Annotated in this window: 25 protein-coding genes and 1 pseudogene; 14 read left to right on the top strand and 12 right to left on the bottom strand. The window is 58.4% G+C overall.

Annotation, left to right across the window (positions count from 1 at the left end; genetic code table 11):
- Nucleotides 1–78 precede the first annotated feature (78 nt).
- Complete coding sequence (locus IF189_RS17330; RefSeq protein WP_007952931.1) at nucleotides 79–417, top strand: FKBP-type peptidyl-prolyl cis-trans isomerase; 339 nt, start codon at nucleotides 79–81, stop codon at nucleotides 415–417.
- 85 nt (nucleotides 418–502) lie between these two features.
- On the opposite strand, the gene IF189_RS17325 is transcribed toward IF189_RS17330, so the two are convergent.
- Both IF189_RS17325 and IF189_RS17320 read right to left on the bottom strand, forming a co-directional pair.
- Nucleotides 503–784 carry a hypothetical protein gene (locus tag IF189_RS17325; protein ID WP_085711540.1) on the bottom strand — a complete coding sequence of 94 codons (282 nt, stop codon included), beginning with the start codon at nucleotides 782–784 and terminating at the stop codon, nucleotides 503–505.
- Nucleotides 785–794: 10 nt separating this feature from the next.
- Nucleotides 795–1,166, bottom strand: coding sequence for a DUF6124 family protein (locus IF189_RS17320; RefSeq protein WP_192551982.1), 372 nt, complete (start codon nucleotides 1,164–1,166; stop codon nucleotides 795–797).
- A 585-nt stretch (nucleotides 1,167–1,751) separates the two neighbouring features.
- On the opposite strand from IF189_RS17320, the gene IF189_RS17315 reads away from it, so the two are divergent.
- The 4 genes from IF189_RS17315 to dmeF all read left to right on the top strand — a co-directional run bounded on the left by IF189_RS17315 (nucleotide 1,752) and on the right by dmeF (nucleotide 3,787).
- Nucleotides 1,752–2,075 (top strand): type II toxin-antitoxin system RelE/ParE family toxin, encoded by a 324-nt coding sequence (locus tag IF189_RS17315; RefSeq protein ID WP_065258430.1) that lies wholly within the window; start codon nucleotides 1,752–1,754, stop codon nucleotides 2,073–2,075.
- Nucleotides 2,076–2,078: 3 nt separating this feature from the next.
- Nucleotides 2,079–2,390 (top strand): helix-turn-helix domain-containing protein, encoded by a 312-nt coding sequence (locus tag IF189_RS17310; protein ID WP_114883906.1) that lies wholly within the window; start codon nucleotides 2,079–2,081, stop codon nucleotides 2,388–2,390.
- 180 nt (nucleotides 2,391–2,570) lie between these two features.
- On the top strand, nucleotides 2,571–2,846 hold the full coding sequence (locus IF189_RS17305; protein WP_065258432.1) for a metal/formaldehyde-sensitive transcriptional repressor: 276 nt from the start codon (nucleotides 2,571–2,573) through the stop codon (nucleotides 2,844–2,846).
- Nucleotides 2,847–2,857: 11 nt separating this feature from the next.
- Nucleotides 2,858–3,787 carry a CDF family Co(II)/Ni(II) efflux transporter DmeF gene (dmeF, locus tag IF189_RS17300; protein WP_134826285.1) on the top strand — a complete coding sequence of 310 codons (930 nt, stop codon included), beginning with the start codon at nucleotides 2,858–2,860 and terminating at the stop codon, nucleotides 3,785–3,787.
- Here the strand turns inward: dmeF and IF189_RS17295 are convergent.
- Nucleotides 3,784–4,884, bottom strand: coding sequence for a cytochrome P450 (locus IF189_RS17295; RefSeq protein ID WP_134826286.1), 1,101 nt, complete (start codon nucleotides 4,882–4,884; stop codon nucleotides 3,784–3,786). The genes dmeF and IF189_RS17295 overlap by 4 nt on opposite strands.
- Nucleotides 4,885–4,963: 79 nt before the next feature.
- On the opposite strand from IF189_RS17295, the gene IF189_RS17290 reads away from it, so the two are divergent.
- From IF189_RS17290 to IF189_RS17275, 4 genes and pseudogenes are all read left to right on the top strand, one after another.
- Entirely contained in the window at nucleotides 4,964–5,722 is a 759-nt protein-coding gene (locus IF189_RS17290; protein ID WP_225739910.1) for an ArsR/SmtB family transcription factor, read from the top strand.
- Between the two features lie 215 nt (nucleotides 5,723–5,937).
- Nucleotides 5,938–7,755: a glycosyltransferase gene (locus tag IF189_RS17285; RefSeq protein ID WP_134826287.1), complete on the top strand. Its 1,818-nt coding sequence runs from the start codon at nucleotides 5,938–5,940 to the stop codon at nucleotides 7,753–7,755.
- 156 nt (nucleotides 7,756–7,911) lie between these two features.
- The gene (locus IF189_RS17280; protein WP_085711534.1) at nucleotides 7,912–9,132 is read left to right on the top strand and encodes a putative DNA modification/repair radical SAM protein; all 1,221 of its coding nucleotides are present in this window, start codon (nucleotides 7,912–7,914) and stop codon (nucleotides 9,130–9,132) included.
- A pseudogene (locus IF189_RS17275) lies at nucleotides 9,129–9,947 on the top strand (TIGR03915 family putative DNA repair protein); the annotation flags it as partial. The gene IF189_RS17280 and the pseudogene IF189_RS17275, both read left to right, overlap by 4 nt.
- Nucleotides 9,948–9,970: 23 nt before the next feature.
- Here IF189_RS17275 and IF189_RS17270 read toward each other — a convergent pair.
- The gene (locus IF189_RS17270; protein ID WP_134826289.1) at nucleotides 9,971–10,579 is read right to left on the bottom strand and encodes a LysE family translocator; all 609 of its coding nucleotides are present in this window, start codon (nucleotides 10,577–10,579) and stop codon (nucleotides 9,971–9,973) included.
- A gap of 106 nt (nucleotides 10,580–10,685) precedes the next feature.
- On the opposite strand from IF189_RS17270, the gene IF189_RS17265 reads away from it, so the two are divergent.
- Nucleotides 10,686–11,564 (top strand): LysR substrate-binding domain-containing protein, encoded by an 879-nt coding sequence (locus tag IF189_RS17265; RefSeq protein ID WP_134826290.1) that lies wholly within the window; start codon nucleotides 10,686–10,688, stop codon nucleotides 11,562–11,564.
- A 52-nt stretch (nucleotides 11,565–11,616) separates the two neighbouring features.
- Here the strand turns inward: IF189_RS17265 and IF189_RS17260 are convergent, their stop codons facing one another.
- The 5 genes from IF189_RS17260 to IF189_RS17240 form a co-directional block, all read right to left on the bottom strand.
- Nucleotides 11,617–12,636 (bottom strand): branched-chain amino acid aminotransferase, encoded by a 1,020-nt coding sequence (locus IF189_RS17260; RefSeq protein WP_011334831.1) that lies wholly within the window; start codon nucleotides 12,634–12,636, stop codon nucleotides 11,617–11,619.
- A 211-nt stretch (nucleotides 12,637–12,847) separates the two neighbouring features.
- On the bottom strand, nucleotides 12,848–14,221 hold the full coding sequence (lpdA, locus tag IF189_RS17255; RefSeq protein ID WP_134826291.1) for a dihydrolipoyl dehydrogenase: 1,374 nt from the start codon (nucleotides 14,219–14,221) through the stop codon (nucleotides 12,848–12,850).
- Nucleotides 14,222–14,225: 4 nt separating this feature from the next.
- The gene (locus IF189_RS17250; protein WP_134826292.1) at nucleotides 14,226–15,497 is read right to left on the bottom strand and encodes a dihydrolipoamide acetyltransferase family protein; all 1,272 of its coding nucleotides are present in this window, start codon (nucleotides 15,495–15,497) and stop codon (nucleotides 14,226–14,228) included.
- Complete coding sequence (locus tag IF189_RS17245) at nucleotides 15,498–16,556, bottom strand: alpha-ketoacid dehydrogenase subunit beta (RefSeq protein ID WP_085711528.1); 1,059 nt, start codon at nucleotides 16,554–16,556, stop codon at nucleotides 15,498–15,500.
- 1 nt (nucleotide 16,557) lies between these two features.
- On the bottom strand, nucleotides 16,558–17,793 hold the full coding sequence (locus tag IF189_RS17240) for a 3-methyl-2-oxobutanoate dehydrogenase (2-methylpropanoyl-transferring) subunit alpha (RefSeq protein ID WP_114883893.1): 1,236 nt from the start codon (nucleotides 17,791–17,793) through the stop codon (nucleotides 16,558–16,560).
- Between the two features lie 185 nt (nucleotides 17,794–17,978).
- Between IF189_RS17240 and bkdR the strand changes: the two genes are divergently transcribed.
- On the top strand, nucleotides 17,979–18,467 hold the full coding sequence (gene bkdR / locus IF189_RS17235) for a Bkd operon transcriptional regulator BkdR (RefSeq protein WP_008059350.1): 489 nt from the start codon (nucleotides 17,979–17,981) through the stop codon (nucleotides 18,465–18,467).
- A 50-nt stretch (nucleotides 18,468–18,517) separates the two neighbouring features.
- Here bkdR and IF189_RS17230 read toward each other — a convergent pair whose 3' ends face one another.
- The gene (locus tag IF189_RS17230; protein WP_134826293.1) at nucleotides 18,518–21,028 is read right to left on the bottom strand and encodes a UvrD-helicase domain-containing protein; all 2,511 of its coding nucleotides are present in this window, start codon (nucleotides 21,026–21,028) and stop codon (nucleotides 18,518–18,520) included.
- A gap of 202 nt (nucleotides 21,029–21,230) precedes the next feature.
- Nucleotides 21,231–22,094, bottom strand: a complete 864-nt coding sequence (locus IF189_RS17225; RefSeq protein ID WP_134826294.1) for an MBL fold metallo-hydrolase — start codon at nucleotides 22,092–22,094, stop codon at nucleotides 21,231–21,233.
- Between the two features lie 99 nt (nucleotides 22,095–22,193).
- Between IF189_RS17225 and IF189_RS17220 the strand changes: the two genes are divergently transcribed.
- Genes IF189_RS17220 through IF189_RS17210 form a run of 3 tightly spaced genes read left to right on the top strand, consistent with a single transcriptional unit; the run spans nucleotide 22,194 to nucleotide 24,625 of the window.
- Entirely contained in the window at nucleotides 22,194–22,532 is a 339-nt protein-coding gene (locus IF189_RS17220) for an ArsR/SmtB family transcription factor (protein WP_007952897.1), read from the top strand.
- 38 nt (nucleotides 22,533–22,570) lie between these two features.
- Complete coding sequence (locus IF189_RS17215) at nucleotides 22,571–23,815, top strand: FAD/NAD(P)-binding oxidoreductase (protein ID WP_192551981.1); 1,245 nt, start codon at nucleotides 22,571–22,573, stop codon at nucleotides 23,813–23,815.
- A 9-nt stretch (nucleotides 23,816–23,824) separates the two neighbouring features.
- Complete coding sequence (locus tag IF189_RS17210; protein WP_065258956.1) at nucleotides 23,825–24,625, top strand: sulfite exporter TauE/SafE family protein; 801 nt, start codon at nucleotides 23,825–23,827, stop codon at nucleotides 24,623–24,625.
- A gap of 47 nt (nucleotides 24,626–24,672) precedes the next feature.
- On the opposite strand, the gene IF189_RS17205 is transcribed toward IF189_RS17210, so the two are convergent.
- Nucleotides 24,673–25,623, bottom strand: a complete 951-nt coding sequence (locus tag IF189_RS17205; protein WP_134826296.1) for a polysaccharide deacetylase family protein — start codon at nucleotides 25,621–25,623, stop codon at nucleotides 24,673–24,675.
- Nucleotides 25,624–25,629 lie beyond the last annotated feature (6 nt).

Genomic DNA, 25,629 nt, shown 5'->3' with positions numbered 1-25,629 from the left:
CCAACGCTGGGTCAAACGGTTGCCAATGTCCGGCATTTCTGGGAAAACGGCGGCCAGCGGAACAATAGAGTGAATGTTATGAATGATGAACTGCAGATAATCGATCTTCAGCCCGGCGACGGAAAAGCCGCCGTCAAAGGCGCATTGATCACCACCCAATACACCGGTTGGCTGGAAGACGGCACCGAATTCGATTCGTCCTGGAGCCGGGGCAAACCGTTCCAGTGCGTGATCGGCACGGGCCGGGTGATCAAGGGCTGGGATCAAGGGATCATGGGCATGCAGGTCGGCGGCAAACGCAAACTGTTGGTGCCGGCGCATCTGGGGTATGGCGAGCGGACGATGGGCAAGATTCCGCCGAATTCGAATCTGGTGTTCGAGATTGAGTTGTTGGAAGTGTTGACGCGGGAGGATTGATTGCTCCGCGTTACAGCTGACGTCATAAAACCCGCTGCCTCCGATAATGGAGCAGCGGGTTTTTTCTTGCCTTTTACCTGAGGCGTTACGCAGCCATCGCCATCTCATCCAGCGTTGCGGCAACCGTGCTGGTCAAGCTCGGAAATCTGCGTTTTACGCTGTTGAGTACCGGCATTACTCGGTTGCGGTCCAGTTTGCCGTGATCGCGGGCGAGCTGGACGAGGGCCTCGAGGGCGGCGGTGACGATGGATTTTCTTTCGCTTTCGAGCAGGAGCAGACAGGCCTTTTCGGCCCATTGGCTGTCTTTTTCGTTGAGGCCGATGGAGATCAGGGCGGCGACGACGTGTGCATCGGATTTGCTTTCCATGGTGTGTTCCTCAGGTCGTGGCATCGAGGGTGTCCAGCGCCCGGTTCACGGCGAGCTCGCCACACATCACCACTTGGGCGATGCCCAGCACGGTGCTGCGGTAGGGCGGGTCCAGCAGCGCGGCGAAGTCGCTGAGCATCACGCTGGCCGAAGCCATCGATTCGCAGGCGTGGGCCAGCAAGGCATGTTGATCGATGTGGGGGGCGATGAGGAACATGCGGCCGGGGCAGTGCTGTTTCGGGGCGGTGGGTTTCAGGTATTGGTCGAGGGCGCGCTCGGCGGCTTCGTGGAGTTTTTTTGAATCAGTTGAGGAGTAAGGGGAGGTTGGGTCGGATTCGGACGGTAAGTCAGTTTCTGGTGGGTTTGGCGTAGGTTTGAACATTTGGGGGTATCCCTTTAATGATGCCGACACCACCTTGCGACTAAACAGTGAGGTGGCAGCTGTACACAGGTTAGTCGACCGGGGAACCCACCAAACCCGGTGCACCCGAGGGTGCCCTGCGCACAGCCGCCATAGAGTGCAGATATGTGAAATATCTGACTGGATGGAGCTTGTGCATGGTTTGTGGTTCCCGAGCGACTAAACCCGTTCACTGACCATTCAGTGATGCGAATCAAGTTACGGGCAGACCCCAAACCGCACAAGCCGGCGGATTCTGGCGTAGTTGTAGGCAAAGGCGCAAGGCAATGTAGCCTCCCGGATGGGGGCAAAATGATGCGTCATTTTTCAGTCCGCCATCGCGAGCAAGCTCGCTCCCACAGGGGTTCTGTGTGGGCTTATCAAGTGTGCCGACTCGCGAATTTCTGCTTTGTGATACCAAATGTCAGATAAGCCAATTCAAACTTGATTTATATCGGTTTCGATATAGTCTGCTGGTATGTGATCGCTGCCATTCCTTGCAACACACCGCCGCGACACGATTCCGTCCGGGCTATTACGCTTTTCTTTCCAACACAGGAGAAGCCAATGCCAAGACACAAGGACGTGGTGTTTGTCGGGAGTGCGCTCAAGGATTTGAGAGCTTTTCCCCTCGATGCTCGCAGAGCCGCAGGATTCCAACTGGATCTGTTGCAACAGGGCGACGAACCCTTTGACTGGCGCCCCATGAAAACAGTCGGGCGGGGCGTCAATGAAATCAGAATCACCGAGGATTCAGGGGCGTTTCGAGTGTTTTATGTGGTCAACCGGCCTGACGCGATTTATGTGCTGCACGCGCTGCAAAAGACCACGCGCAAAACCGAGACGCGAGACATAGAACTGGCACGAGCCAGATACCAGGAAATAGGTTGAACCATGACGGATCATCAAAACTCTTCCCAGCGTTTCGCAAGCGTCTGGGATGCACTGGAAGACACGCCGCAGGAAGCGGCCAACATGCGCCTGCGGGCCAAACTGATGCGCACGCTGTGCGAAACGATTCGTGCCTGGGAGCTTCCGCAGAAGGAGGCGGCCAAGCGTCTTGGCATCACCCAGCCACGCCTCAACGACGTACTCAACGGCAAAATCGACAAGTTCTCTCTGGATGCGCTGGTCAATCTGTCGGCCGCAGCGCAACTGGACGTAGACCTCTGCTTCTCGTCGTCCCCGCCACTGCAATGGGCCTGACAGACCAGGGTTCCCAACGGCCCTGCCTCTGAAAAGCCTTCCAGAGGCGGCACCGTCTGACGCGCCGCCTCATTCTTCCACATCAAAATCTCAAGCCGCGACGGACGGTCGAAAACAGGCCTTGCCCCTTTCGGTTGGAACAGCGACTATGCTCACCATATAGGGGTAGGGGGTATGGGTATGTCGCACACGCACGAACACAAAGGCGAGTTGCTCAATCGGGTCCGGCGTATTGCCGGGCAGGTTCAGGCGGTTGAACGGGCGCTGGAGTCCGAGGCCGATTGTGCCAAGACGTTGCACCTGATGGCGGCGATTCGCGGTGCGGTCAACGGTTTGATGGAGCAGTTCATCGAGGCCCACGCCCGCGAGCATGTCGCCCATCCCGACCTCAGCGATGAGGCCCGCGCCCAGGGCGTGGAAGAGTTGCTGCAAGCCATCCGCCGTTATTCCAAGTGAGCACCGACACCATGAATCTGACGACGCGCTCTGACGACTTTTCCCACGACCACCAGTTCCTCGGCGCGTCCCATGACGACAACGCCCGTCGCACCTTGTGGGTGGTGGCGCTGACGTTCGTGATGATGATCGGCGAAATTGCCGCCGGTTATCTCACTGGCTCCATGGCACTCCTGGCCGACGGTTTCCACATGGCGACCCACGCCGGTGCCCTGGGTATTGCGGCGGCGGCCTATGGTTTTGCCCGGCGCAATGCCAACAACCGCCGTTACAGTTTCGGCACCGGCAAGGTCGGCGATCTGGCGGGTTTTGCCTCGGCCATGGTGCTGGGGCTGGTGTCGCTGGGCATTGCCGGGGAATCGGTTTTCCGTCTGTTCGAGCCCACCAGCGTGGCGTTCGGCGAAGCAACCTTGATCGCCGTGGTCGGCCTGGGTGTCAATCTGCTTAGCGCCTTTCTGCTGGCCGGCCATCACGGTCATCATGACCACGGCCATAGCCACGATCATGGTCATCATCATCACCATCACGACAACAACCTGCGTTCAGCCTACGTGCACGTACTCGCCGATGCGTTGACGTCGGTGCTGGCGATTGCGGCGCTGCTGGCCGGTCGTTATCTGGGCTGGGTCTGGATGGACCCGGTGATGGGCATCGTCGGGTCCATCGTCATCGCCAAATGGGCCTGGAACCTGATGCGCGACAGCGCCGCCGTACTGCTCGACACCACCGATGAGCCGGTGGCCGAGGAGATCCGTGAACTGCTGGAAACCTCCGACGACGTGCGCATCAGCGACCTGCACGTCTGGCAGGTCGGCCCGCAGGCGCGGGCGGCGATTGTCAGTGTGGTGGCGGCTGCGGGCGTCACGGCAGAGGCGATTCGCGAGCGACTGGCGCCGGTGCATGAGTTGTCGCACCTGACCATCGAGTTGCGTAACGCTTAAGGCTGTAGCTCGCTGAACAGTGGGATTCGTCCGTTCAGTGAAGGGCGGTAATGCCAGGTGAACCGGCTCAGGTCGATGTCATGGGCGAGTATTTCACCGACGGTGGCGCTGGCAATCGTCATCGCCAACCTTTGCCCCGGGCATTGGTGACGACCGCTGCCGAACGTGAAACTTCGGCGGTTGGGGCGATCCGGCAGAAACTGATCCGGGCTTTCATTCAGCGCCGGGTCGCGGTTGGCCGAGGCGAGCAACACCAGTATCACGTCGCCTGCTTCAAGTCGGACGCCGTCGATTTCGCAGGTGTTCGCGACAAAACGTCGAGTGTTCTGCACCGAAGGATCGAAGCGCTGGACTTCTGCCAACAGCGAATCGACTGACACGTTGTGTAATTCCGGCTGACGCTGCAACGCCACCAGCGCATTGCCGATCAGGCCGGCGGTGGCTTCAAAGGTCTGCGAGCAAAGGCCGATGAGGTTGGCGATCAGTGCGTCCTCTTCGCCTGAAAAGCGTTGCTGAATGTCGGCGAGAAACGGGTTCGGATCCGCCAGTAATTCAATGAAGTAACCGTGCAATTGCTCCGCCGCCCGATGGGCTGCCGCCAGTTGCAGGTCATTGCTCAACGGTGAAAGGCACGCTGCAAAATCGGCGGTCAGCTCACTGATCGTTCGCGCTTGTGCCGGAGTGAATCCGAGCAAAGCCGCGACCACGCATACCGGCCCGCGAAACATGGCCTTATATAAGCCGTCGGCATCGTTTGTGATCAACCGCGCGGCGACCAGCGCTTTGACATCTTTGTCATTGATAAGCCCCAGCGGCGGTTCAACGGCCGAACGCGGGCAACGCTGATCTCCGCCATCATTCATTCGCATCAGCTGGCCGAACACCTTGCCCGCCATACCGTCGGCGATGGCCTTGGGCACCGGCTCCTGCACCGGACGCACCCGGCAATCCGCATGCGCCAACACTGCGCAAACCGCCCGGGCACCGCTGGCCACCCACAGTTTCAGTCCGTGATGAAAGGTCAGCCCACCCGCCGCGCGCAGTTCGGCGTAATAAGGGTAGGGATCGGCGTGAGTCGCAGCGATGATCGGGTCCATGGATCGCAACCTTGTCGGTGGGGAAAGTGTTGCTACTATCTCCAGTCCTTGGGGGCGATGATTCGTCCGGGAGCGAAATATGCACGCAGAACATCAAGACATCGGCGTCTCGCAAGTGGCCGCCGCCATCGCGGAACCGGCGCGAACCAAAATGCTGTGCTCGCTGATGGACGGCCACGCCCGCACCGCGACGGAGCTCGCGACCCTCGCCGACGTCAGCGCCTCCACCGCCAGTGCACACCTGGCCAAACTCAAGGACCTGGCGCTGGTTCGCCTGCACGTGCAGGGCCGCCACCGTTATTACAGCCTCGCCGACAAACGCGTGGCCCAGGCGCTCGAAGCGCTGATGGTGATCGGCCAGAACCCCGCACCGACCTTCAAGCCGCACACGCCGGACCGTCTGCAATTTGCCCGTACCTGCTATGACCACATGGCCGGGACGCTGGCGGTGTTGCTGCATGACCGGTTGTTGGAGGACGGTTGGCTGGTGGAAACCGATGAGCAGGTTTATCGCCTCAGTGAAAGCGGCGAGGCGTTTTTTGAAGGGTTAGGTATCGAGGTCAAGGATCTGTCGACCTTGCGCCGACGCTTTGCCTGCCCCTGTCTGGACTGGAGCAAGCGCCGGCCGCATCTGGGTGGATCGCTTGGAGCGGCGCTGTTGCAGACCGCGTTGAAGCGCAAGTGGGTGACGCAGGATCTGGACAGTCGAGCGCTGACATTGACGGCGGCGGGGCGCAAGGAGATAGCGGCACGGTTTGGCGTTATGTTGGCAGATCGTAAGCGGCCCGAAGATGGTGCCCTGATGTCTCTGGAGTTTTCCACCCATCAGCCAGGCTAGGCAATCTGCAACGCTGCATGTTGTTTCCCGTATTCGGTGGGCTCGAGGAGAAGTGTTGCATCATTTTCTACTGATACCATTTTTCGATTTCAATAAAATCTAGCGGCCAATAGGCGTCAAGTCTACTGTCATTTCTGACAGTAGACTTACTGCTTTTATTGTGGATAAAGTCAATCGGGAGGGTATGTTGAAATGATGGAAAGGAGTCTATGTAAATGGAATCTTTATATTTTTCAGCTATTTTTTATTGTGTAGGTGGGTTCGCACTTCTTGTCAGGTTTCAGTTAACAAGTACCCCTGACCGTTTTTGGGTTTGGTGGTGGGGAGCAGGCTTGGCGATCTCTGCTTTCCTTAAACTGGCAGTAACGGGTAGTTTCGATGGGGTTATGATTCCAACCGCTGGAGGGTTGCTATTAAGTCTGTATGCTCGTTTTCGCATACCGATTTTAAGTTTCTTTGGGATTGGGTGGTTAGCTTGCAGGTTTTGCTTGCCTATCAGTGTTCTTGTTCTTGTGAATGAACTTGTCAGTCAGTGGGGGTGGTCAAAGTATTTCTTGTCTGAGTTGACATTGTATTTGGCTCAGGTTGTGGCCTTTCCACTGTCTGTTTTATATATTCTTTGTTCTACGCTTTCCGAATTGCCACGATTTACGATTGTTTACCATAAACGAGATAGGGCTTTGGAAGTGATGCGCAAGGAAGGGAATTCAGTTCGCCCAATGGTATCTATTCATGTGCCATGCTATGCAGAACCACCGGATTTGGTTATTGGTACGCTAAAGGCCATTTCTCGGCTTGATTATGAAAATTTTGAAGTTTTAGTGATAGATAACAATACAAAGGATGAGAGGCTCTGGAGGCCAGTTGAGGCTTACTGCCAGCTGTTGGGTGACCGGTTTCGGTTTTTTCATATTGATCCCATTTCAGGTGCGAAGGCAGGTGCAATCAACTTTGCTTTGCGAAACACCAACCCTGATGCAGAAATTATTGCTGTGATCGATGCGGATTATGTTGCTTATCCGGATTTTCTATCAAGGTTTGTTCCCTTGTTCAACGATGAATCGACAGGCTTTATTCAAACTAGTCACGATTATCGCCAATGGCGGGAAAACCCATTTCTTTCCAGTGTCTATTTTCACTACCTTATTCAGCAGAAGACAGTTCATCCTGCTCTTAATGAGTATGGTGCGGGTTGTTTGGTAGGGACTATGTGTTTGATCAGGCGCTCAATACTTGATGAATTAGGTGGCTGGGCAGAGTGGAGCCTTACAGAAGATCTTGAGCTGGCAGTGAGAATTATGGCTCTCGGATACACCGGCCACGTTTTTGCGGAAACCTGGGGGCGGGGTTTGATTCCAGAAACAATGGAGGGTGTAAAAAAACAGCAGTTTCGCTGGTGGGCTGGTGCCACTCAAGAGTTTATGGTGCATTGGCGTTGGTACTTGGGCTTTGATGAGTCCACGAGTTTGAGCGTGCCGCAGAGAAGTTTCCGAGTTCTTGCTTTTTTCAAGGATTTTATTCGCTCAATAATTCTTCCGGCTAACATGCTGCTGTTCCTGGTTTGTGTGTATTCAATATTGAATGACAAAAAAATACTTCTCCCCGCAGGCGTGCTATTGCTGATGGCCAGTCTTTTACTCGTGCTTTGTATTAAGATATGGATCGGTGTAAGGAAGCTGAACGGGCAAGGTGTCAAGGATTACTTTTTGACGATAATGATTAAAGGGGCGCTGCGATGGACCGCTATTGTCGCTTTTGTTGTGCCTGTTTTTAAAGTAAGTATGCCGTGGGTTAGAACTAACAAATTTAAAGAGGCAGGCAATTTTTCTCGTGCAATAAAATCGACCAGCGTAGAAGTGACGATTGCTTTGGTTCATTGTGCTCTGGCTTTGATAATTCTTCCATATGGAGATTTTGTGAATTTTGATTTGTTGGCCGTTTCAACTATTTGGATGATCGCTCAAGGATTATTATTCATGTGTGCTTTTGTCATGGCGGTGACAGGTGAGAAAGCACTGGATGTGATCATTTGAGCTTTTGTTGTGCAGTGCTCCCAATTCATATCGTCGCCGGCGTGCGAGCGCGGGTATCCAGTACCGTTGAATGCGAATGAGGGTAAGTGAGCGGCAGAGTCTTGTGTTTGGGTAGTGAGCTGATTACTGTATATAAAAACAGTATAGGTCCGTGCCATGCAACTCATCGACAAGCTCAGCATCCTCGCCGACGCCGCCAAGTACGACGCCTCCTGCGCCAGCAGTGGCGCGCCCAAGCGCAGCTCCGAGGGCAAGAGCGGGCTGGGTTCGACCGATGGCATGGGCATCTGTCACAGCTACACGCCGGACGGGCGTTGTGTGTCGCTGCTCAAGGTTCTGCTGACCAATTTCTGTCTCTACGACTGCCAGTACTGCGTCAATCGCCGTTCGAGCGACGTGCCCCGGGCGCGTTTCACTCCAGAGGAAGTGGTGACGCTGACCCTGGATTTCTACCGGCGCAATTGCGTCAGCGGGTTGTTCCTCAGCTCCGGGATCATCCGTTCGGCGGACTACACCATGGAGCAACTGGTGCGCGTCGCGAAGTTGCTGCGCGAAGAGCATGAGTTCCGTGGCTACATTCATCTCAAGACCATTCCCGAAGCCGATCCTGCGCTGATCGAAGAGGCCGGGCGTTATGCCGACCGCTTGAGCGTCAACATCGAATTGCCTACCGATGCCAGTCTGCAGACGCTGGCGCCGGAGAAGCAGATCGGCTCGATCAAGCAGGCGATGAACACCATCTACACCGGTGTGCAGACCGTACTCAACGAACCTCGCGCACCCAAGTTCGCCCCGGCCGGGCAGAGCACGCAGATGATCGTCGGCGCCGATGACACCGACGACAGCACCATCCTCCACAGCGCTCAGGCGTTGTATGGCAACTTCCGTCTGCGCCGGGTCTATTACTCGGCGTTCAGCCCGATTCCCGACAGCCCGAAAAGCGTGCCGCTGGCCGCGCCGCCGCTGATGCGCGAGCACCGCTTGTATCAGGCTGATTTTCTATTGCGCGGTTATGGCTATACCGCGGGTGAATTGCTTCAGGGGCCGGGCAATCTGGCGCTGGATATCGACCCGAAACTGGCCTGGGCGCTGCAAAATCGCGAGGTGTTTCCACTGGATCTCAATCGTGCCGAGCCGGCGTTGATCTCTCGCATTCCTGGCATTGGCTTACGTACCACCGAACGATTGGTGGAGTTGCGTCGGCAGCGGCGCATCCGCTACGAAGACGTGGCCCGCATGCGCTGCGTATTGGCCAAGGCCAAGCCGTTCATCATCACCAGCGATTACCACCCGCAGCAGGCGGAAGTCACCAGCCAGATGCTTTATCAACAGTTGCGTGACCGGCCGATGCCGCAGCAGATGGGGTTGTGGGGATGATCAATCTCGATTGCGACGACCTGTTCGACACCTGGCGCCAACAGGCACGCTGGCTGCTCAGCCATGAAATCGATCCGAGTCTGGTGAGCTGGGCGTCGGAAGGGGTGAGTGATCTGTTTGCCAGTGACGTGTCGGTGCCTGAAGGGCAGGGGCCGTTTCAGGCGCGGATTCCGCGTGCATTGCTCGACACCCTGGAACAAGCGTCACGCTACCGTGGCGATCAGCGCTGGAGTCTGCTGTATGAAGTGCTCTGGCGCGTCAGCCACGGCGATCGCACCGCAATGATGGCCGGCGACAAACTCGGCAGCGAGTTACAGCGGCGGATCAAGCAGGTGCAGCGTGAAGCCCATCATTTGCATGCGTTCGTGCGTTTCATCGAGCGTCCGGCAGGGCTGCCGGGTCCGCAATACGTGGCGTGGCACGAAGCGGCCCACGACATCCTGCGCAGCGCCAGCGAACATTTCATCGGCCGCATGGGGCGGCATCGCTGGCTGATCGCGACGCCCCGCGACGGCGTTTATTACGATGGCGAACAGTTGATCCATCAGCGCCAGTGCCCGATGGAATGGCAGCAACTGGCGCAGAACGTTGACGACCCGCAGGGTGAGTTGTGGCTGGCGTACTACAGTCACATCTTCAACCCGGCGCGGTTGAACGAGAAGGTCATGCAGGGGCACTTGCCCATGCGTTTCTGGAAGAACCTGCCGGAGGGCGAATTGATCCCCGGGTTGATTACCCAGGCGCGTATGGGCAAACAGCAGAACGGGCAGGCCGGCGGAATTGCCGGTCGCGGCGGCAAGCGTATTGCGTTGAAACAGGTGGAGCATCCGCCGTCCGTTCAGCGCGTCGCCGAAGCCATCAACAAACCAAAACCGGCAAAGGTCACCCCCGAAACTTTCGCCGTCAGCCAGGACCCTTTCGGGCTCGACAGCCAGCCTTTGGCGGCATTGGCGAGCAGCGCATAACTGCCGTGCACCAGAATCACCAGCACGGCGTAAGAAGCCACCAGTTTGAAGAACTGCGGAAGGAAAGCCTGTGTGGTGTCGATGAACTGCGGGAACACGGCCAGAAAAAAGAAGATAGCTTTGGGATTGAGAAATTGCAGGGACGCGGCTTCCAGAAAACGGTAGCTCGGGCGCGATGGGCGAACGTCTTGCAGCGTACGGAAACGATCCGAACGCCAGCTCTTGAAACCCAGGTACAACAGGTAAGCGGCGCCGGCGTATTTCAGCACAGTGAAGGCTGTCGCCGAGGCGCTGAGGATCAGGCCGACACTGGTTGCACTGACGGCTGCAACCACAAAGGCTCCCGAGGCAATCCCCAGAATCCCCGGCACCGCACCGGTCCAGCCCAGGCGTACGGCGTTGGACAGGGTCAGCACGACGCCCGGGCCGGGGCTCAAAATGGTCAGGGTGGCGAAGAGTACAAAGAGTCCGTAGCTGTGCATGTCTGGCTCCGTCGGGGCGCGGGGTTGGGCGTGCGGGCAGATTGGCGTGGCGACGAACGTGTGACAAACGCTTTAAATGCAACGCATACGTGACTAAATTAGACCCATGAACAAATCACTCCCGCCGCTCAATGCGGTTCGTGCCTTTGCGGTCGCCGCCCGTCACCAGAGTTTCACGCTGGCGGCCGAAGAACTGCACGTGAGCCACAGCGCCGTCAGCCGGCACATCAAATTGCTGGAAGAACACTTGGGCGTGTTGCTGTTCGAACGGCGCATCCGGCAATCGTTGCTGACGCCTGCCGGCCAGCGTTTTTATCAGCAGGTCAGCGCCGGCCTGGCGCAGATCGCCGACGCGGCTGCCGAGTTGCGGCAGCAGGCCGCACGGCCGACCGTGACCATCAACACCCGACCGTCCTTTGCCCAGTTGTGGCTGATGCCCCGGCTGGATGACTTCACGGCAGAACATCCAGACATCGAACCGCAGGTGATCACCCAGACCCGCTCTCCGGATCCTGCGCGAGACAGCTTCGACATCGTCATCCGCCGTGGCCGAGACGACTGGGCACCGACCATCGAATCGCACGCGCTGTTTGAAGATGAGTTGCTGATGGTGGCGGCGCCCGAGCTGATCGAGCGTATCCCCTTGGCGGATCTTGCGGATCTGGGCCGGCACACTTTGTTGACGGTCAGGGCCCGACGCGAAGACTGGCACCACTGGGCGCTGCGTTTCGGCCAGAGTCAGAGTGCGACCCAGGAGATTCGTCAGTTCGATTACATGCACCGAGTCATGGAGGCCGCTGTGGCGGGCGAGGGCGTCGCGTTGTGCCCGACCACGTTGCTGGGCACGCACCTGTCGAGCGGTCGACTGGTCTGCCCGTTGCCCGATCTGCGGATGCCGCTGCCCCGTTATTACTACGGCGTTGCACCGCAGGCCTGCGCAGCGGCCCAGGTATTTCTGACGTGGCTGCAAAAACAGACCCCATGAAAAAGCCCCCATCGATCACTCGATGGGGGCTTTTGTGCATCTGGGCGTCAGATCAAACCTTGACGATCCAGCCGGCTGGCGCTTCGACGTCACCGGTCTGTACGCCGGTCAGCTCTTTGTAGAGCTTCTGGGTCACAGGGCCGACTTCGGTTTCGCTGTGGAACACGTGCAGGTGGTCGTTGTAGCTGATGCCGCCGATCGGGGTGATCACCGCAGCGGTACCGCAGGCGCCGGCTTCCTTGAAGTCCGACAGCTTGTCGATGAACACGTCGCCTTCGACCACTTCCAGGCCCAGACGGGACTTGGCCAGTTCGATCAGGGACAGACGGGTGATGCCCGGCAGTACCGACGGCGAGTTCGGGGTCACGAACTTGTTGTCGTGGGTGATCCCGAAGAAGTTGGCCGAACCGACTTCCTCGATCTTCTTGTGGGTCAGCGGATCCAGGTAGATGGCGTCAGCGAAGTGCGCTTTCTTGGCCTGGGAGCCCGGCATCAGGCTGGCAGCGTAGTTGCCACCGACCTTGGCGGCACCGGTGCCTTGTGGCGCGGCGCGGTCGAAGGTGGAGATCTGGAAGTTGTGCGGGGTCAGGCCGCCCTTGAAGTAGGCGCCGACCGGGATCGCGAACACCGAGAAGATGAACTCCGGCGCGGTACGCACGCCGATGTTGTCACCCACGCCGATCACGAACGGACGCAGGTACAGCGCGCCGCCGGTGCCGTAAGGCGGGATGAAGCGCTCGTTGGCGCGAACCACTTCCTTGCACGCTTCGATGAATTGCTCGGTGGACACATGCGGCATCAGCAGGCGGGCGCAGCTGCGCTGCATGCGCGCGGCGTTCTGGTCCGGACGGAACAGGTTGATCGAGCCGTCCTTGCAACGATAGGCCTTCAGGCCTTCGAAGCATTGCTGGCCATAGTGAAGGGCAGTGGAGCCTTCGCTGATGTGCAGCACGTTGTCTTCGGTCAGGGTGCCTTTGTCCCACTCGCCGTTGCGAAAGTACGACAGATAGCGTTTATCGGTCTTGATGTAGTCAAAACCCAGCTTGTCCCAATTGATGCTTTCGTTACCCATGACACCCTCTATCACTTAACAACCGTCGAAACGGTTCAAGGCTTCTGACGTTTTTTTGGATGGGCACAACAATACTTCATTCTTGAGCGGTTTCGCAGCCCGGGCGATGGGGGGAGCAGCAGATTTATTAGCCTGCTTATGAAAAAACTCCCCCGCGTCGGTTCTTTTGATCGTTCCCACGCGGAGCGTGGGAACGATCTGAGGCTGAGAGTTACAGGTGCAACGCATGCCCGAGGGCACGCAACGCCGCTTCCTGCACCGCTTCACCCAGCGTCGGGTGCGCGTGGATGGTGCCGCCGATGTCTTCCAGTCGCGCGCCCATTTCCAGGCTTTGCGCGAAGGCGGTCGACAGCTCCGAGACCCCGACACCCACCGCTTGCCAGCCGACAATCACATGATTGTCCCGACGGGCGACCACCCGCACGAAACCGGTTTTCGATTCCAGGGTCATCGCCCGGCCATTGGCCGCGAACGGGAAGTTCGACACGATACAGTCCAGTCCCGCCGCCTTGGCTTCGTCCGGTGTCTTGCCGACAACCACCAGTTCCGGGTCGGTGAAGCACACGGCGGCGATGGTGGTCGGGTTGAATTCGCGGCTCTTGCCGCTGATCAGCTCGGCGACCATCTCGCCCTGGGCCATGGCGCGGTGGGCCAGCATCGGCTCGCCGCTCAGGTCGCCGATGGCGTAGACGTTGCGCATGCTGGTCTGGCAGCGGCTGTCGATCTTGATCGCCGAGCCGTTCATGTCCAGGTTCAGCGCTTCAAGGTTCCAGCCCTGGGTGTTGGGTTTGCGACCGACCGCCACCAGCACCTGATCGGTTTCCAGGTTCAGGGTGTCGCCGTTCGGATCGCGCACCTGCAACGTGCCGTCGAAACCCAGCACGCTGTGCTTCAGGTACAGCTTCACGCCCAGTTGCTTCAGCGCTTCGTGCACCGGCTGGGTCAGCTCGGCGTCGTAGGCCGGCAGGATGCGATCCTGCGCCTCGACCACACTGACCTCGGCGCCTAACTTGCGATAGGCAATGCCCAGTTCCAGGCCGATATAACCACCGCCGACCACGATCAGACGTTTCGGCACCGACTTCGGCGCCAGCGCTTCGGTAGACGAGATGATCGGCCCGCCAATCGGCAGGATCGGCAGGTTGACGCTTTTCGAACCGGTGGCCAGCACCAGGTGTTCGCACTGGATGCGGGTATCGCCGACTTCAACGGTCTTGCCGTCGATGACCTTGGCCCAGCCGTTGATGACCTGAACCTTGTTTTTCTTGAGCAGCGCGGCGACACCAGTGGTCAGACGATCGACGATGCCGTCCTTCCATTCAACGCTTTTGCTGATGTCGAGGGTCGGCGCGGAAACGCTGATGCCCAGTGCCGAATGCTGATTGTGATGCTGAGTCTGGTGAAACTGCTCGGCCACATGGATCAGCGCTTTCGACGGAATGCAGCCGATGTTCAGGCAGGTGCCGCCCAGCGATTCGCCCTCGACCAGAATGGTCGAAATGCCCAGTTGCCCGGCACGAATAGCTGTGACGTAACCGCCAGGACCGCCGCCGATGATCAGCAGCGTGGTGTTCAGAGTTTGCATGCCATCACTCCACAAACAGGGTCGCGGGTTGTTCGAGCAGACCACGAATGGCCTGGATGAAGAGCGCCGCGTCCATGCCGTCGACCACGCGGTGATCGAAGGAGCTGGAGAGGTTCATCATCTTGCGGATCACCACCTGGCCTTTGACGACCATCGGGCGTTCGACGATTTTGTTGACGCCGACGATCGCCACTTCCGGCAGGTTCAGCACCGGGGTGCTGACGATGCCGCCAAGGGCGCCGAGGCTGGTCAGGGTGATGGTCGAACCGGACAGCTCTTCGCGGCTGGCCTTGCCATTGCGGGCGGCGGTGGCCAGACGGGAGATTTCCGCCGCGCTGTCCCACAGGCTGCGCGCTTCGGCGTGACGCACCACCGGCACCATCAGGCCGACATCGCTTTGGGTGGCGACGCCGACATGCACTGCGCCGAGGCGGGTGATGACCTGGGCTTCGTCGTCGTAGCGGGCGTTCATCTGCGGGAAGTCGCGCAGGGCGACGACCAGTGCACGCACGAGGAACGGCAACAGGGTCAGCTTGCCACGGTTGGCGCCGTGTTTTTCGTTCAGGTGGGCGCGCAGTTCTTCAATCGCGGTGACGTCGATTTCCTCGACATAACTGAAGTGTGCAGCACGCTGGGTGGCGTCCTGCATGCGCTGGGCAATCTTGCGGCGCATGCCGATCACTTGAATCTGTTCTTCATCGTGACGCTGGACGTACGCGGCGGCGACCGGCGCCGAAGCGTTCGATTGACCTTGGGCCAGGTAGGCTTCGAGGTCTTCGTGCAACACGCGACCGGCCGGGCCGGAGCCGCGCACCAGGCGCAACTGAATGCCCAGATCCAGCGCATGTTTGCGCACGGCCGGCGAGGCCAGTGGGCGCTCATCGGCTTCACGGGCAACCATCGGGCCCTGGCAAACCGGAGCCGTACGTGGCGCGGCGGGTTTGCTTTCAACGACCGCTTCAACTTTCGGTGCAACAGGTGCTTCCTTCGCTGCAACAGGCGCCGGTTTGTCGGACTCTTTCAGATTGCCCGCACCTTCGACCTCGATGCTGATCAGCACACTGCCGACCGCCATCACTTCACCCGGCTGACCGCCCAGTGCAATCACCTTGCCGTGTACCGGCGACGGAATATCCACCATCGCCTTGTCGGTCATCACATCCGCCAGCACCTGATCTTCAACGACCAGATCGCCGACCTTGACGTGCCACTGCGACAGTTCTACTTCTGCGATGCCTTCGCCGATGTCCGGCATCTTGATAACGTGCGTGCCCATTCAGACCTCCATGACCCGTTTCAGCGCCGCGCCCACTCGGGACGGCCCAGGGAAATACGCCCACTCTTGCGCGTGCGGGTAGGGAGTGTCCCAACCGGTGACGCGTTCGATCGGCGCTTCCAGGTGGTGGAAGCAATGCTCTTGCACCAGTGAAACCAGTTCGGCGCCGAAACCGCAGGTGCGGGTGGCTTCGTGAACCACGACGCAGCGGCCGGTTTTCTTCACGGATTTGACGATGGTTTCCAGGTCCAGCGGCCACAGGCTGCGCAGATCGATGACTTCAGCGTCCACGCCGCTTTCTTCGGCGGCGACTTGCGACACGTAGACGGTGGTGCCATAGGTCAGCACGGTGACATCCTTGCCCGGACGGGCGATGGCGGCGACGTCCAGCGGCACGGTGTAGTAGCCGTCCGGGACTTGTGCAGCCGGGTGTTTCGACCACGGCGTTACCGGGCGTTCGTGGTGGCCGTCGAACGGGCCGTTGTACAGGCGTTTCGGCTCCAGGAAGATCACCGGGTCATCGTTTTCGATGGAGGCAATCAGCAGGCCCTTGGCGTCATACGGGTTGGACGGCATGACGGTACGCAGGCCGCAGACCTGGGTGAACAGGGCTTCGATACTCTGGCTGTGGGTCTGGCCACCGTAGATGCCGCCACCGCAAGGCATGCGCAGGGTCATCGGCGCGGTGAATTCGCCGGCGGAGCGATAACGCAGGCGAGCCGCCTCGGAAATGATCTGGTCGTAGGCCGGGTAGACGTAGTCGGCGAACTGGATTTCCACCACCGGGCGCAGGCCGTAGGCACCCATGCCCACGGCGGTCCCGACGATGCCGCTCTCGGAGATCGGTGCGTCGAACACCCGCGAGGTGCCGTACTTGGCCTGCAGGCCCTCGGTGCAACGGAACACGCCGCCGAAGTAGCCGACGTCCTGGCCGAACACCACCACATTGTCGTCACGCTCAAGCATCACATCCATGGCCGAGCGCAGGGCCTGGATCATGGTCATGGTGGTCGTGGTCATGGCGGTTTCCAACTGAATATTGTTGTTGTGGTCGTTCATGTCAGATCCCCAACTGCTGACGCTGGCGCTTCAAGTGCTCCGGCATCTCTTTGTAGACGTCTTCGAACATGGTCGCGGCGCTTGGAATCTGGCCGCCGGCGAGGGTGCCGTACTGTTCGGCCTGTTTTTGTGCGGCGATCACTTCGGCTTCGAGCTCGGCGCTGACGGCAGCGTGCTCTTCTTCCGACCAGTGGCCGACCTTGATCAGGTGCTGTTTCAGACGGGCGATCGGGTCGCCCAGCGGGAAGTGGCTCCAGTCGTCGGCAGGACGATATTTGGATGGATCGTCGGAGGTCGAGTGCGGGCCGGCACGGTAGGTGACCCACTCGATCATGGTCGGGCCGAGGCCGCGGCGGGCGCGTTCGGCAGCCCAGGCGGAGGCGGCGTAGACCGCGTAGAAGTCGTTGCCGTCAACGCGCAGGGAAGCGATGCCGCAACCGACGCCGCGTCCGGCGAAGGTGGTGGCTTCACCACCGGCGATGGCCTGGAAGGTCGAGATCGCCCACTGGTTGTTGACCACGTTGAGGATTACTGGCGCACGGTAAACGTGGGCGAAGGTGAGGGCGGTGTGGAAGTCCGATTCGGCGGTGGCGCCGTCACCGATCCAGGCCGAGGCGATTTTGGTGTCGCCCTTGATCGCCGAGGCCATGCCCCAGCCCACGCCCTGAATGAACTGGGTGGCGAGGTTGCCGGAGATGGTGAAGAAACCGGCGTCCTTGACCGAGTACATGATCGGCAGCTGACGCCCCTTGAGCGGATCGCGCTCGTTGGACAGCAACTGGCAGATCAGGTCGACCAGCGGTACGTCGCGGGCCATCAGGATGCTTTGCTGGCGGTAGGTCGGGAAGCACATGTCGTCAGTGTTCAAAGCCAGGGCCTGGGCACTGCCGATGGCTTCTTCGCCAAGGCTCTGCATGTAGAACGACATTTTTTTCTGACGTTGGGCGACCACCATGCGGTTGTCGTAGATCCGGGTCTTGAGCATGGCGCGCATGCCTTTGCGCAGGATCTCGACCGGCACGTTTTCGGCCCATGGGCCGAGAGCATTGCCCTGGTCGTCGAGCACGCGGATCAGGCCACGGGCCAGGTCGGCAGTGTCGGCGGGTTCAACGTCGATGGAAGGTTTGCGCACCGTGCCGGCATCGGTCAGATGCAGGTAGGAGAAGTCGGTTTTGCAGCCTGGGCGGCCCGAAGGTTCAGGGACGTGCAGACGCAGCGGTTCATACGCTTGGGTCATGGCTTCTACGCTCGATCTTGTGAATTTCTTGTAGTGAGCTGGCAGTCATTCTTCGATAAAAGAAATCTTGTCCTACAACAATCATAGGCCCGGGCAAGAAGAATATTTCTCTCTGTTTCGTTGCGCTGGAGATCATTTGCAGATAGAAAATCTGCATAAACATAAAAAACAGGTGGTTTTGTCTCATGCGCAAACTGGACCGTACCGACATCGGCATTCTCAACAGCCTTCAGGAGAATGCGCGCATCACCAATGCCGACCTGGCCCGTTCGGTCAATTTGTCGCCGACACCGTGCTTCAATCGGGTCAAGGCGATGGAGGAGTTGGGGCTGATCCGTGAGCAGGTGACCCTGCTCGATGCCGACCTGCTCGGGCTGCACGTGAACGTGTTCATTCACGTGAGCCTGGAGAAGCAGGTGGAGGAAGCGCTGCAGCATTTCGAAGAAGCGATTTCCGACCGCCCGGAGGTCATGGAGTGCTACCTGATGGCCGGCGACCCGGACTATCTGATCCGGGTGCTGGTGCCGACCATTCAGTCCCTTGAGCGCTTCATGATGGACTTCCTGACCAAAGTGCCGGGGGTGGCCAACATCCGGTCAAGCTTTGCGCTCAAGCAGGTGCGTTACAAGACGGCACTGCCTTTACCGGCGAATGGGTTGACGTTGGGCACCTAGCGCTGACACTTTCGCCGCCTCTGGATCAATACCTTATTGCGGCGAAAGAGCTAAAACTCCGGATGTTCGTGATCAGTCCACTTTTTGTAGCATCCGGATTTAAGATCGGCATACCCCGAAGCATTACTTCCGCTTTGTTTGGTCGTCGCGGTGACCTCGCGGTCAACCAGCCAATGACACCTGAGTTCGGCGCGAGTAATGCCAACGTAAGCTAAACGCAGTGCCTCATCTGATTGAGCGTTGTCATAAGGCGCTGGAGATTTGTCGCCCAGATTGGTGAGGTTGTAAATGTCGTTGCGTTTGGATTTCGTCGGGTTATAGAAGCAATCACCGATAACGAAAACAGATTGTGCCTGCAATCCTTTGGACTTGTGAAAGGTCATCAGTTTGACGTTGCGCTGTTTTTTTTGCGCGTCGTGCAATAGGCCTTGTAGGGCTGTTCTGTATGCTTTTTCAACATCGCCAACGCGAAACACCATCAGTATGCTATGGCCGTCGTCATAGGCTTGTCTGACGAGTCGCAGAATCGTTTCGTCCGGTTTGACGATTTTTTTATCTTTAGCCACGTAGTGCATGTATACGGGGGTCTTTTGATTAACGACTTTTTCGTTCGCTGCAATCCCATGCTTGGCTTTATCGGTTGTGGTGGGACGGACAACTTGTTCGGCAGCATCAATGATTGTCTGATGGGAACGGTAGTTGTTCTGCATGTACAGAGTGTTGCGCGTATGGGCGTGGAAATGCTTATGGAAGTCCATCAGATACTGGGGTGAGCTACCGCGCCAGCCATAGATACTTTGCCAGTCGTCGCCGACTGCCATCAGACTGTTGCCCAATCCGGGCAGGCCTTGATTACGATTACGGATCTCTTTGCAGCATTGCCGGACCCAGGAAATGTTCAGGCCGGACACGTCCTGGAACTCATCAATCATGAGGTGCCGCATGCCGTCTAGCTCGGCTGTTGGAATGCGCTTAATATTTTCTGGATTGTGTTCGCCAAACAGTGCGAATGCCTTGTTGAAGGTGATCAATCTTTTGGGTGACATGCTTTCCAGATAATCATGAAAGCCGCGCCAATAGATCTGCAAGGCGAGGTAGAAAGGCTGGCGTGGGTCGCCCGGCGTAAAATCTAATGAACCGATCGCCTGGACTACATCCAACCCCAGGTTCTCGATGTAGTTGGCTTCGGCAAAGAACACTTCGGTCAGCTTCGTTTCCTTGATAGTCGTGCCCGGCAAGTGATAATCAAAACCGGCGTCCTGAACGATCATGTGCTGGGCATTGCCCATCAGCGTCTTTGCGGCCATAGCGTTATTGATGAGAATGTATTTTTTCCCCCGATAACATTCTCCAATCATCGCCTGGCGGCTCCAGCTCTCTTGTTTGAGATTCACTGTCTGGCCTTCGCGCCTAGGAATTTCGGCCGACTGGTTTTTCGTGTCCGGCCAACCAAGAATTACCAGTGTTTCGAGCTCTTCCAAGTAACCATGGGCTATGAACGGGTTTCTCTCGATGTTGAAGGTTCGACGCTCGGCCACACCTGGAATTGGCCAAAGACCCAACTCCACCCAGGCGGCCTCAATTTCATCGCAGACAGCTTCATCCTTTTCGGACATCTTGCCGAGAATCTGATTTTTTTTGATTCGCATGGACTCAGACATAGGATCCGGCTTGACGAAGACGATCGATTGGTAGAGATCCAGGATGTGTTTTTTGAACGTCAGGTCTTTCTCGTAAAGGCTATTGAATACTTGGGAAAGAACCAATCCTTGCTCATTCGTGATCTTTGACGAAAAGGGGTTTTCCAACTCGTCCTCATCCTCACCTGATTTTTTTGCGCCCAAGAAATCGAAATAGTCGATAGGCGCATCCGAGAACGCTTTCATGAAGCCGAATACTTTGCTGTGAAAGGTGCGCACCAAACTCTTAGTTTGACTCTCACTCAGGTCTTTGCCCCACGATTTGAAAATCTTCACCATCTTTTTCTGCAAGTCTTTTTTAGACTCAGTGGTGAAGGTAGTCACCTGCATGTGATGAAGGGGGATGCCCAGGTGAAAGTGTTTAAGCACAACACGCAAGGCCAACGTCGTGGACTTCCCGGAGCCCGCGCCAGCGATCACTGAAGTACAGGTCGTGTCGGCAAAGATCATTGCCCACTGCTGATCGCTCGGTTGTTCTTTCTCATCAAGTTTTTCCCACACCTCGTCGCGCATTTTCTGCTTGATATCATCGGTGATGGGCATGAGTTCATTATCAAAAAGGGAGTGATCCTCTCCTGGCAAGGATGCGGCTGAGCGCAGGTCGTTGATCTCTAGAATGGCGCGCCCCTCTGCAAAACCCTCAGCATAGCCGAGATCCTTTCCGGCAAGCAGGCCCGCGTCATTGCCAAGCTTGATTCCTTCTTCTCTACCCTCGAAGAAGGATCGCCCGTCAATGGCTTTGAGTGCCTCAAGGACTTTGGATGACAAGTAGGCGATTGCGCGACGGGAAATAGAGAGGTGGCGATTGAATGTTTCAGGTTCCAGCTCAGGGGGTTGCCCCTGTGGAGAAGTTTGACTCATGGTTTCCCTGCAAAAAGTCTTCTCGACGAAGTGTGACTTCGACGATGTCCGTGTTATTGCTCACCTGCGCATTTGTAATCGCAGGGAGTCTACCGTAGCGGTTTAGGTTTCCGGATATTACACGGTAGTGGCATTTTGGCTAGGGCACGGTCCAGAGCGCTCCTTTAAATGAGGGAGCGAATAATCATCTGGGCAATTGAACTCACATTTTGTTAACCGGGATCTTCAGGTAGACAACGCCATTACCTTCCGCTGGCGGTAAATTTCCCGCCCGTACATTGACCTGAATCGCCGGTAGCAGCAGCGTCGGCATACCCAACCCGGCATCTCGTTTGGTACGCATCTCGACAAACGCGGCTTCGTCGACGCCGTCATGCACATGGATATTGCTTTTGCGTTGTTCGCCGACGGTGGTCTGGCATTGCGATTCCCGACCTTGCGGCGGGTAGTCGTGACAGACGTAGAGCTTCACGCTCGCCGGAAATGCCAGCAGTTTTTGAATCGAATGGAACAGTTGATGGGCATTACCGCCAGGGAAGTCGCAGCGGGCGGTGCCGACGTCGGGCATGAACAGCGTGTCGCCGACCAGGATCTGTTCGCCATCGATCAGGTAGGCCATGTCCGCAGGGGTATGACCGGGGACGTGCAGGGCGGTGGCCTTGAGGTTGCCGATCAGGAAGGACTCGTTCGGTGCGAACAAGTGATCGAACTGCGAGCCGTCGACACGAAATTCCGGCTCGAGGTTGAACAGCGCCTTGAACACGTTCTGCACTTTGCTGATCGATTCGCCGATGGCGATCTTGCCGCCCAGTTCGCGGCGCAGGTAGGGCGCGGCGGACAGGTGATCGGCGTGGGCGTGGGTTTCCAGCAGCCACTGCACTTGCAGATGGTGGGCGCGCACGAAGGCGATGATCTTGTCGGCTTGGGCCGTGCAGGTGCGGCCGGCGGCACCGTCGTAATCGAGCACCGGATCGACGATCGCGCACTGTCCGCCATCGGCCTCGTAGACCACGTAGCTATAGGTCGAGGAGGCGGGGTCGAGGAAAGCTTCAATCAGCGCGGGCATGGACAGGGTCCTGTGCAGGAAGGTGGAAAGTCAGGGTTGCAACACTTTATGTAAACACATAATGTCCGCAGCTTAAGTGACGTTGAAGGCATCCTGCAAATGCAATCCAGTCTGACCGAATGTGAAGTCGCCCAACTGCGGGCCTCGGCCTCCAAGGCCTGTTCGCTGCTTAAGGCCCTGGCCAATGAGGACCGGCTGCTGATCCTGTGCCAGTTGACCCAGGGCGAACGCAATGTCGGCGAGCTGGAGAAAATGACCGGCGTGCGCCAGCCGACCCTGTCCCAGCAATTGGGCATCCTGCGTGATGAAGGGCTGGTCGCGACCCGACGTGAAGGCAAGTACATTTTTTACGGCCTCGCCAGTCATGAAGTCATCCAGGTGATGAAAACCCTGTCCGGACTCTACTGCGGAGCCGTGCTCAAAAGCTGGGCGCAATAGACCCGGCTATCCTTGCGTGCAGCAATAAGGAACAAGCAATGAACGATCAACACTGGGGCCCATCCATCAGTGCAGACATCGTGGTCATCGGCGGCGGCACCGCCGGCATCGGTTTTGTCGCCAGTCTGCTCAAGCGTGATCCGCACCTGAATATCACGGTGATCGAGCCGAGTACCCAGCATTACTACCAACCGGCGTGGACGCTGGTCGGCGGTGGTGCCTACGACGCCAAAGATACCGCCAGACCGATGAACAAGGTGATGCCGCGTCAGGCCACCTGGATTCAAGCGGCAGTGACGGCCGTCGATCCCGACAAACGCCAGCTCACCCTCAACGATCAACGGACTGTCAGTTACCAGAATCTGATCGTCTGCCCCGGCCTGCGTCTGGCCTGGGAGAAGATCGAAGGCCTGCAGGAAAACCTCGGCCAGCACGGCGTCACCTCCAATTACAGCTACCAGCATGCGCAATACACCTGGGATCAGGTGCAGAAACTGCGCGGCGGCAAGGCGCTGTTCACCCAGCCGGCAATGCCGATCAAATGCGCGGGCGCCCCGCAGAAGGCGCTGTACCTGTCCTGCGATCACTGGCTCAAGAAGGGCGTATTGAACAAGGTCGAGGTTGAATTCAACCTGGCCGGTGCGGCGCTGTTCGGCGTGGCGACGTTCGTGCCGCCGCTGATGAAGTACATCGAAAAATACAACGCCCGCCTGGCGTTCAACGCCAATCTGGTGAAGGTCGACGGCCCGGCGAAAACCGCCTGGTTCGAGATCAAGGATGCCGACGGCAACGTCAGTCAGGTGGCCAAAACCTTCGATCTGCTGCACGTCGTGCCGCCACAGGTTTCCCCGGACTTCATCGCGCAAAGTCCGCTGGCCGACGCCGCGGGCTGGTGCGAGGTCAACCCGCACAGCCTGCAACATCCGCGTTATCCCGAGGTATTCGCACTCGGCGATATCTGCAACACCACCAACGCGAAAACCGCTGCTGCCGTGCGCAAGCAGGTCGTGGTGGTCGCCGAGAACCTGTTGGCCCAGCGCAAGTCTCTGGCGTTGCCACTGAAGTACGACGGTTATGGCTCCTGCCCGCTGACGGTGGAGAAGGGCAAGGTGATCCTCGCCGAGTTCGGCTATGGCGGTAAGTTGCTGCCGACCTTTCCCCTCGATCCGACCGTGGCGCGCCGTTCCGCGTGGTGGCTGAAGGCGTCCCTGCTGCCGTGGTTCTACTGGAACGGCATGCTCAAGGGCCGCGAGTGGCTGACGAGTCTGTCCAAAGTCGACTGAGAACTCCCTATGTTGCTGGCAAGTCTGTTTGGCGTGGTAATGGGATTGATCCTCGGGCTGACCGGGGCCGGTGGCGGGATTCTCGCGGTGCCGGCACTGGTGCTCGGTCTGGGCTGGACGATGACGCAAGCGGCGCCGGTGGCGCTGTTCGCGGTGGGCAGTGCGGCGGCAGTCGGGGCCATCGACGGTTTGCGTCATGGACTGGTGCGCTACCGTGCTGCGCTGTTGATCGCCGCGCTCGGGGCGGTGTTTTCGCCGCTGGGCATCTACTTCGCGCACCAGTTGCCGGAGAAGGTCCTGATGATCCTCTTCAGCCTGCTGATGGTGATGGTGGCCTGGCGCATGCTGCGTCGCGAGCGCCAGCAAGAGGGGCCGAGCGATCATGGCCACGCCAGTTGGGGCCAGAAGAACTGCATGCTCAATGAGCAGACAGGCCGTTTCGACTGGACCGCCAAATGCACCGCAACCCTCGCGGCGTTGGGCGCGGTCACCGGTGTGGTGTCCGGGTTGCTGGGCGTCGGCGGCGGGTTCCTGATCGTGCCGGCGTTCAAGCAACTGACCGATGTGCAGATGCGCGGCATCGTCGCCACGTCCCTGATGGTGATCAGCCTGATTTCCGCCATCGGCGTGATCGGTGCGTTTCATGCCGGCGTGCGGATCGATCATTTGGGCGCGGCGTTTATCGTGGCCAGCATTGTCGGCATGATCATTGGCCGCAAACTTTGCGCGCGAGTGCCGGCGAGGACATTGCAGGTGGGATTCGCCAGTGTGTGCCTGGTGGTTGCGGCTTATATGCTGCTGCGGGCGTGAGTGGTCAAGCAGAGAAAAAAATCGCAGCCTTGGCTGCGATTTTTTTGTCACTGGTTGTACGCCGCCTCGGTGTTGTCGATCAGCGGGTTTTTCTCGGTCAGCACCACCTGGGCAATCTGATCCTTGCGCATGAATGTCACCTTCGGATGTGACTGCGCATAGCGGATAAAGCGTTCCATGGCCTCGACCATCGCCGGCGTGCCACCGATGCGGTCGTGCAGACTCACCGACATCATCCGTCGCTTGTTCGCGCCTTCGGCGTAGAGGCGATCGAATTCCAGCACCAGTTGCTGATAAAACTGCTCGGCGGAGAAGTGCCGGCCTTCGATCAGCACAATGTCGTTGTTGCGCAGGGTGTAGGGCACCACGGCGAATTTGCGCCCGCGAACCATAGTCACGAAGGGCTCATCGCGGCTGACATCATCGATGTGGTAGGTGAAGTTCAAATCCTGCAGCACCTTCAGTGTATTGGGACTGCGCCGCAGCCAGTTGGCGTTGTAACCCACCGAGCGCTGGCCGGTGATTTTCTCCACCGCCGCGACGCCATCACCGATGAATTGTTTTTCCTGGGCGTAGTTCATGTTGTACGAATCAGCCCAGCGCATGCCGTGGGCCGCCAGTTCATGACCGCGTTCGGCGATGGCTTTGGCCAGTTCCGGATGCTTGAGCGCTGCTTCGCCGACCACGTGGGAGGTGACTTTGATGCCGGTGCGATCCCACAGATCGAGCATGCGCCACAGGCCTTCCTTGTAGCCGTAATCGAACCAGGTCTGCGCCGGCAAGTCCGGATAACCTTTGGGCAGCGGTGTGCCGGAAAACGGACTTTCCGCGCCCTCGGGCTGGCCACCGGTTTCGAATTGCATCGACACCGAAATCACCAGTTGCGAGCCATCCGGCCACGGGCGTTCCTGGGCGAAGGCGAGGGCGGGCAGCAACAGGGCGGCTGCCAGCAGGTTTTTCAGCAGACGCGGGGAGCGTTGCCAGCGGGAAGTGGTCATAACGGG

Origin of the sequence: Pseudomonas sp. IzPS59, assembly GCF_014863505.1 — a bacterium.
Lineage (GTDB): Bacteria > Pseudomonadota > Gammaproteobacteria > Pseudomonadales > Pseudomonadaceae > Aquipseudomonas > Aquipseudomonas kribbensis.
This window is presented reverse-complemented; position numbering and strand designations above follow the sequence as displayed.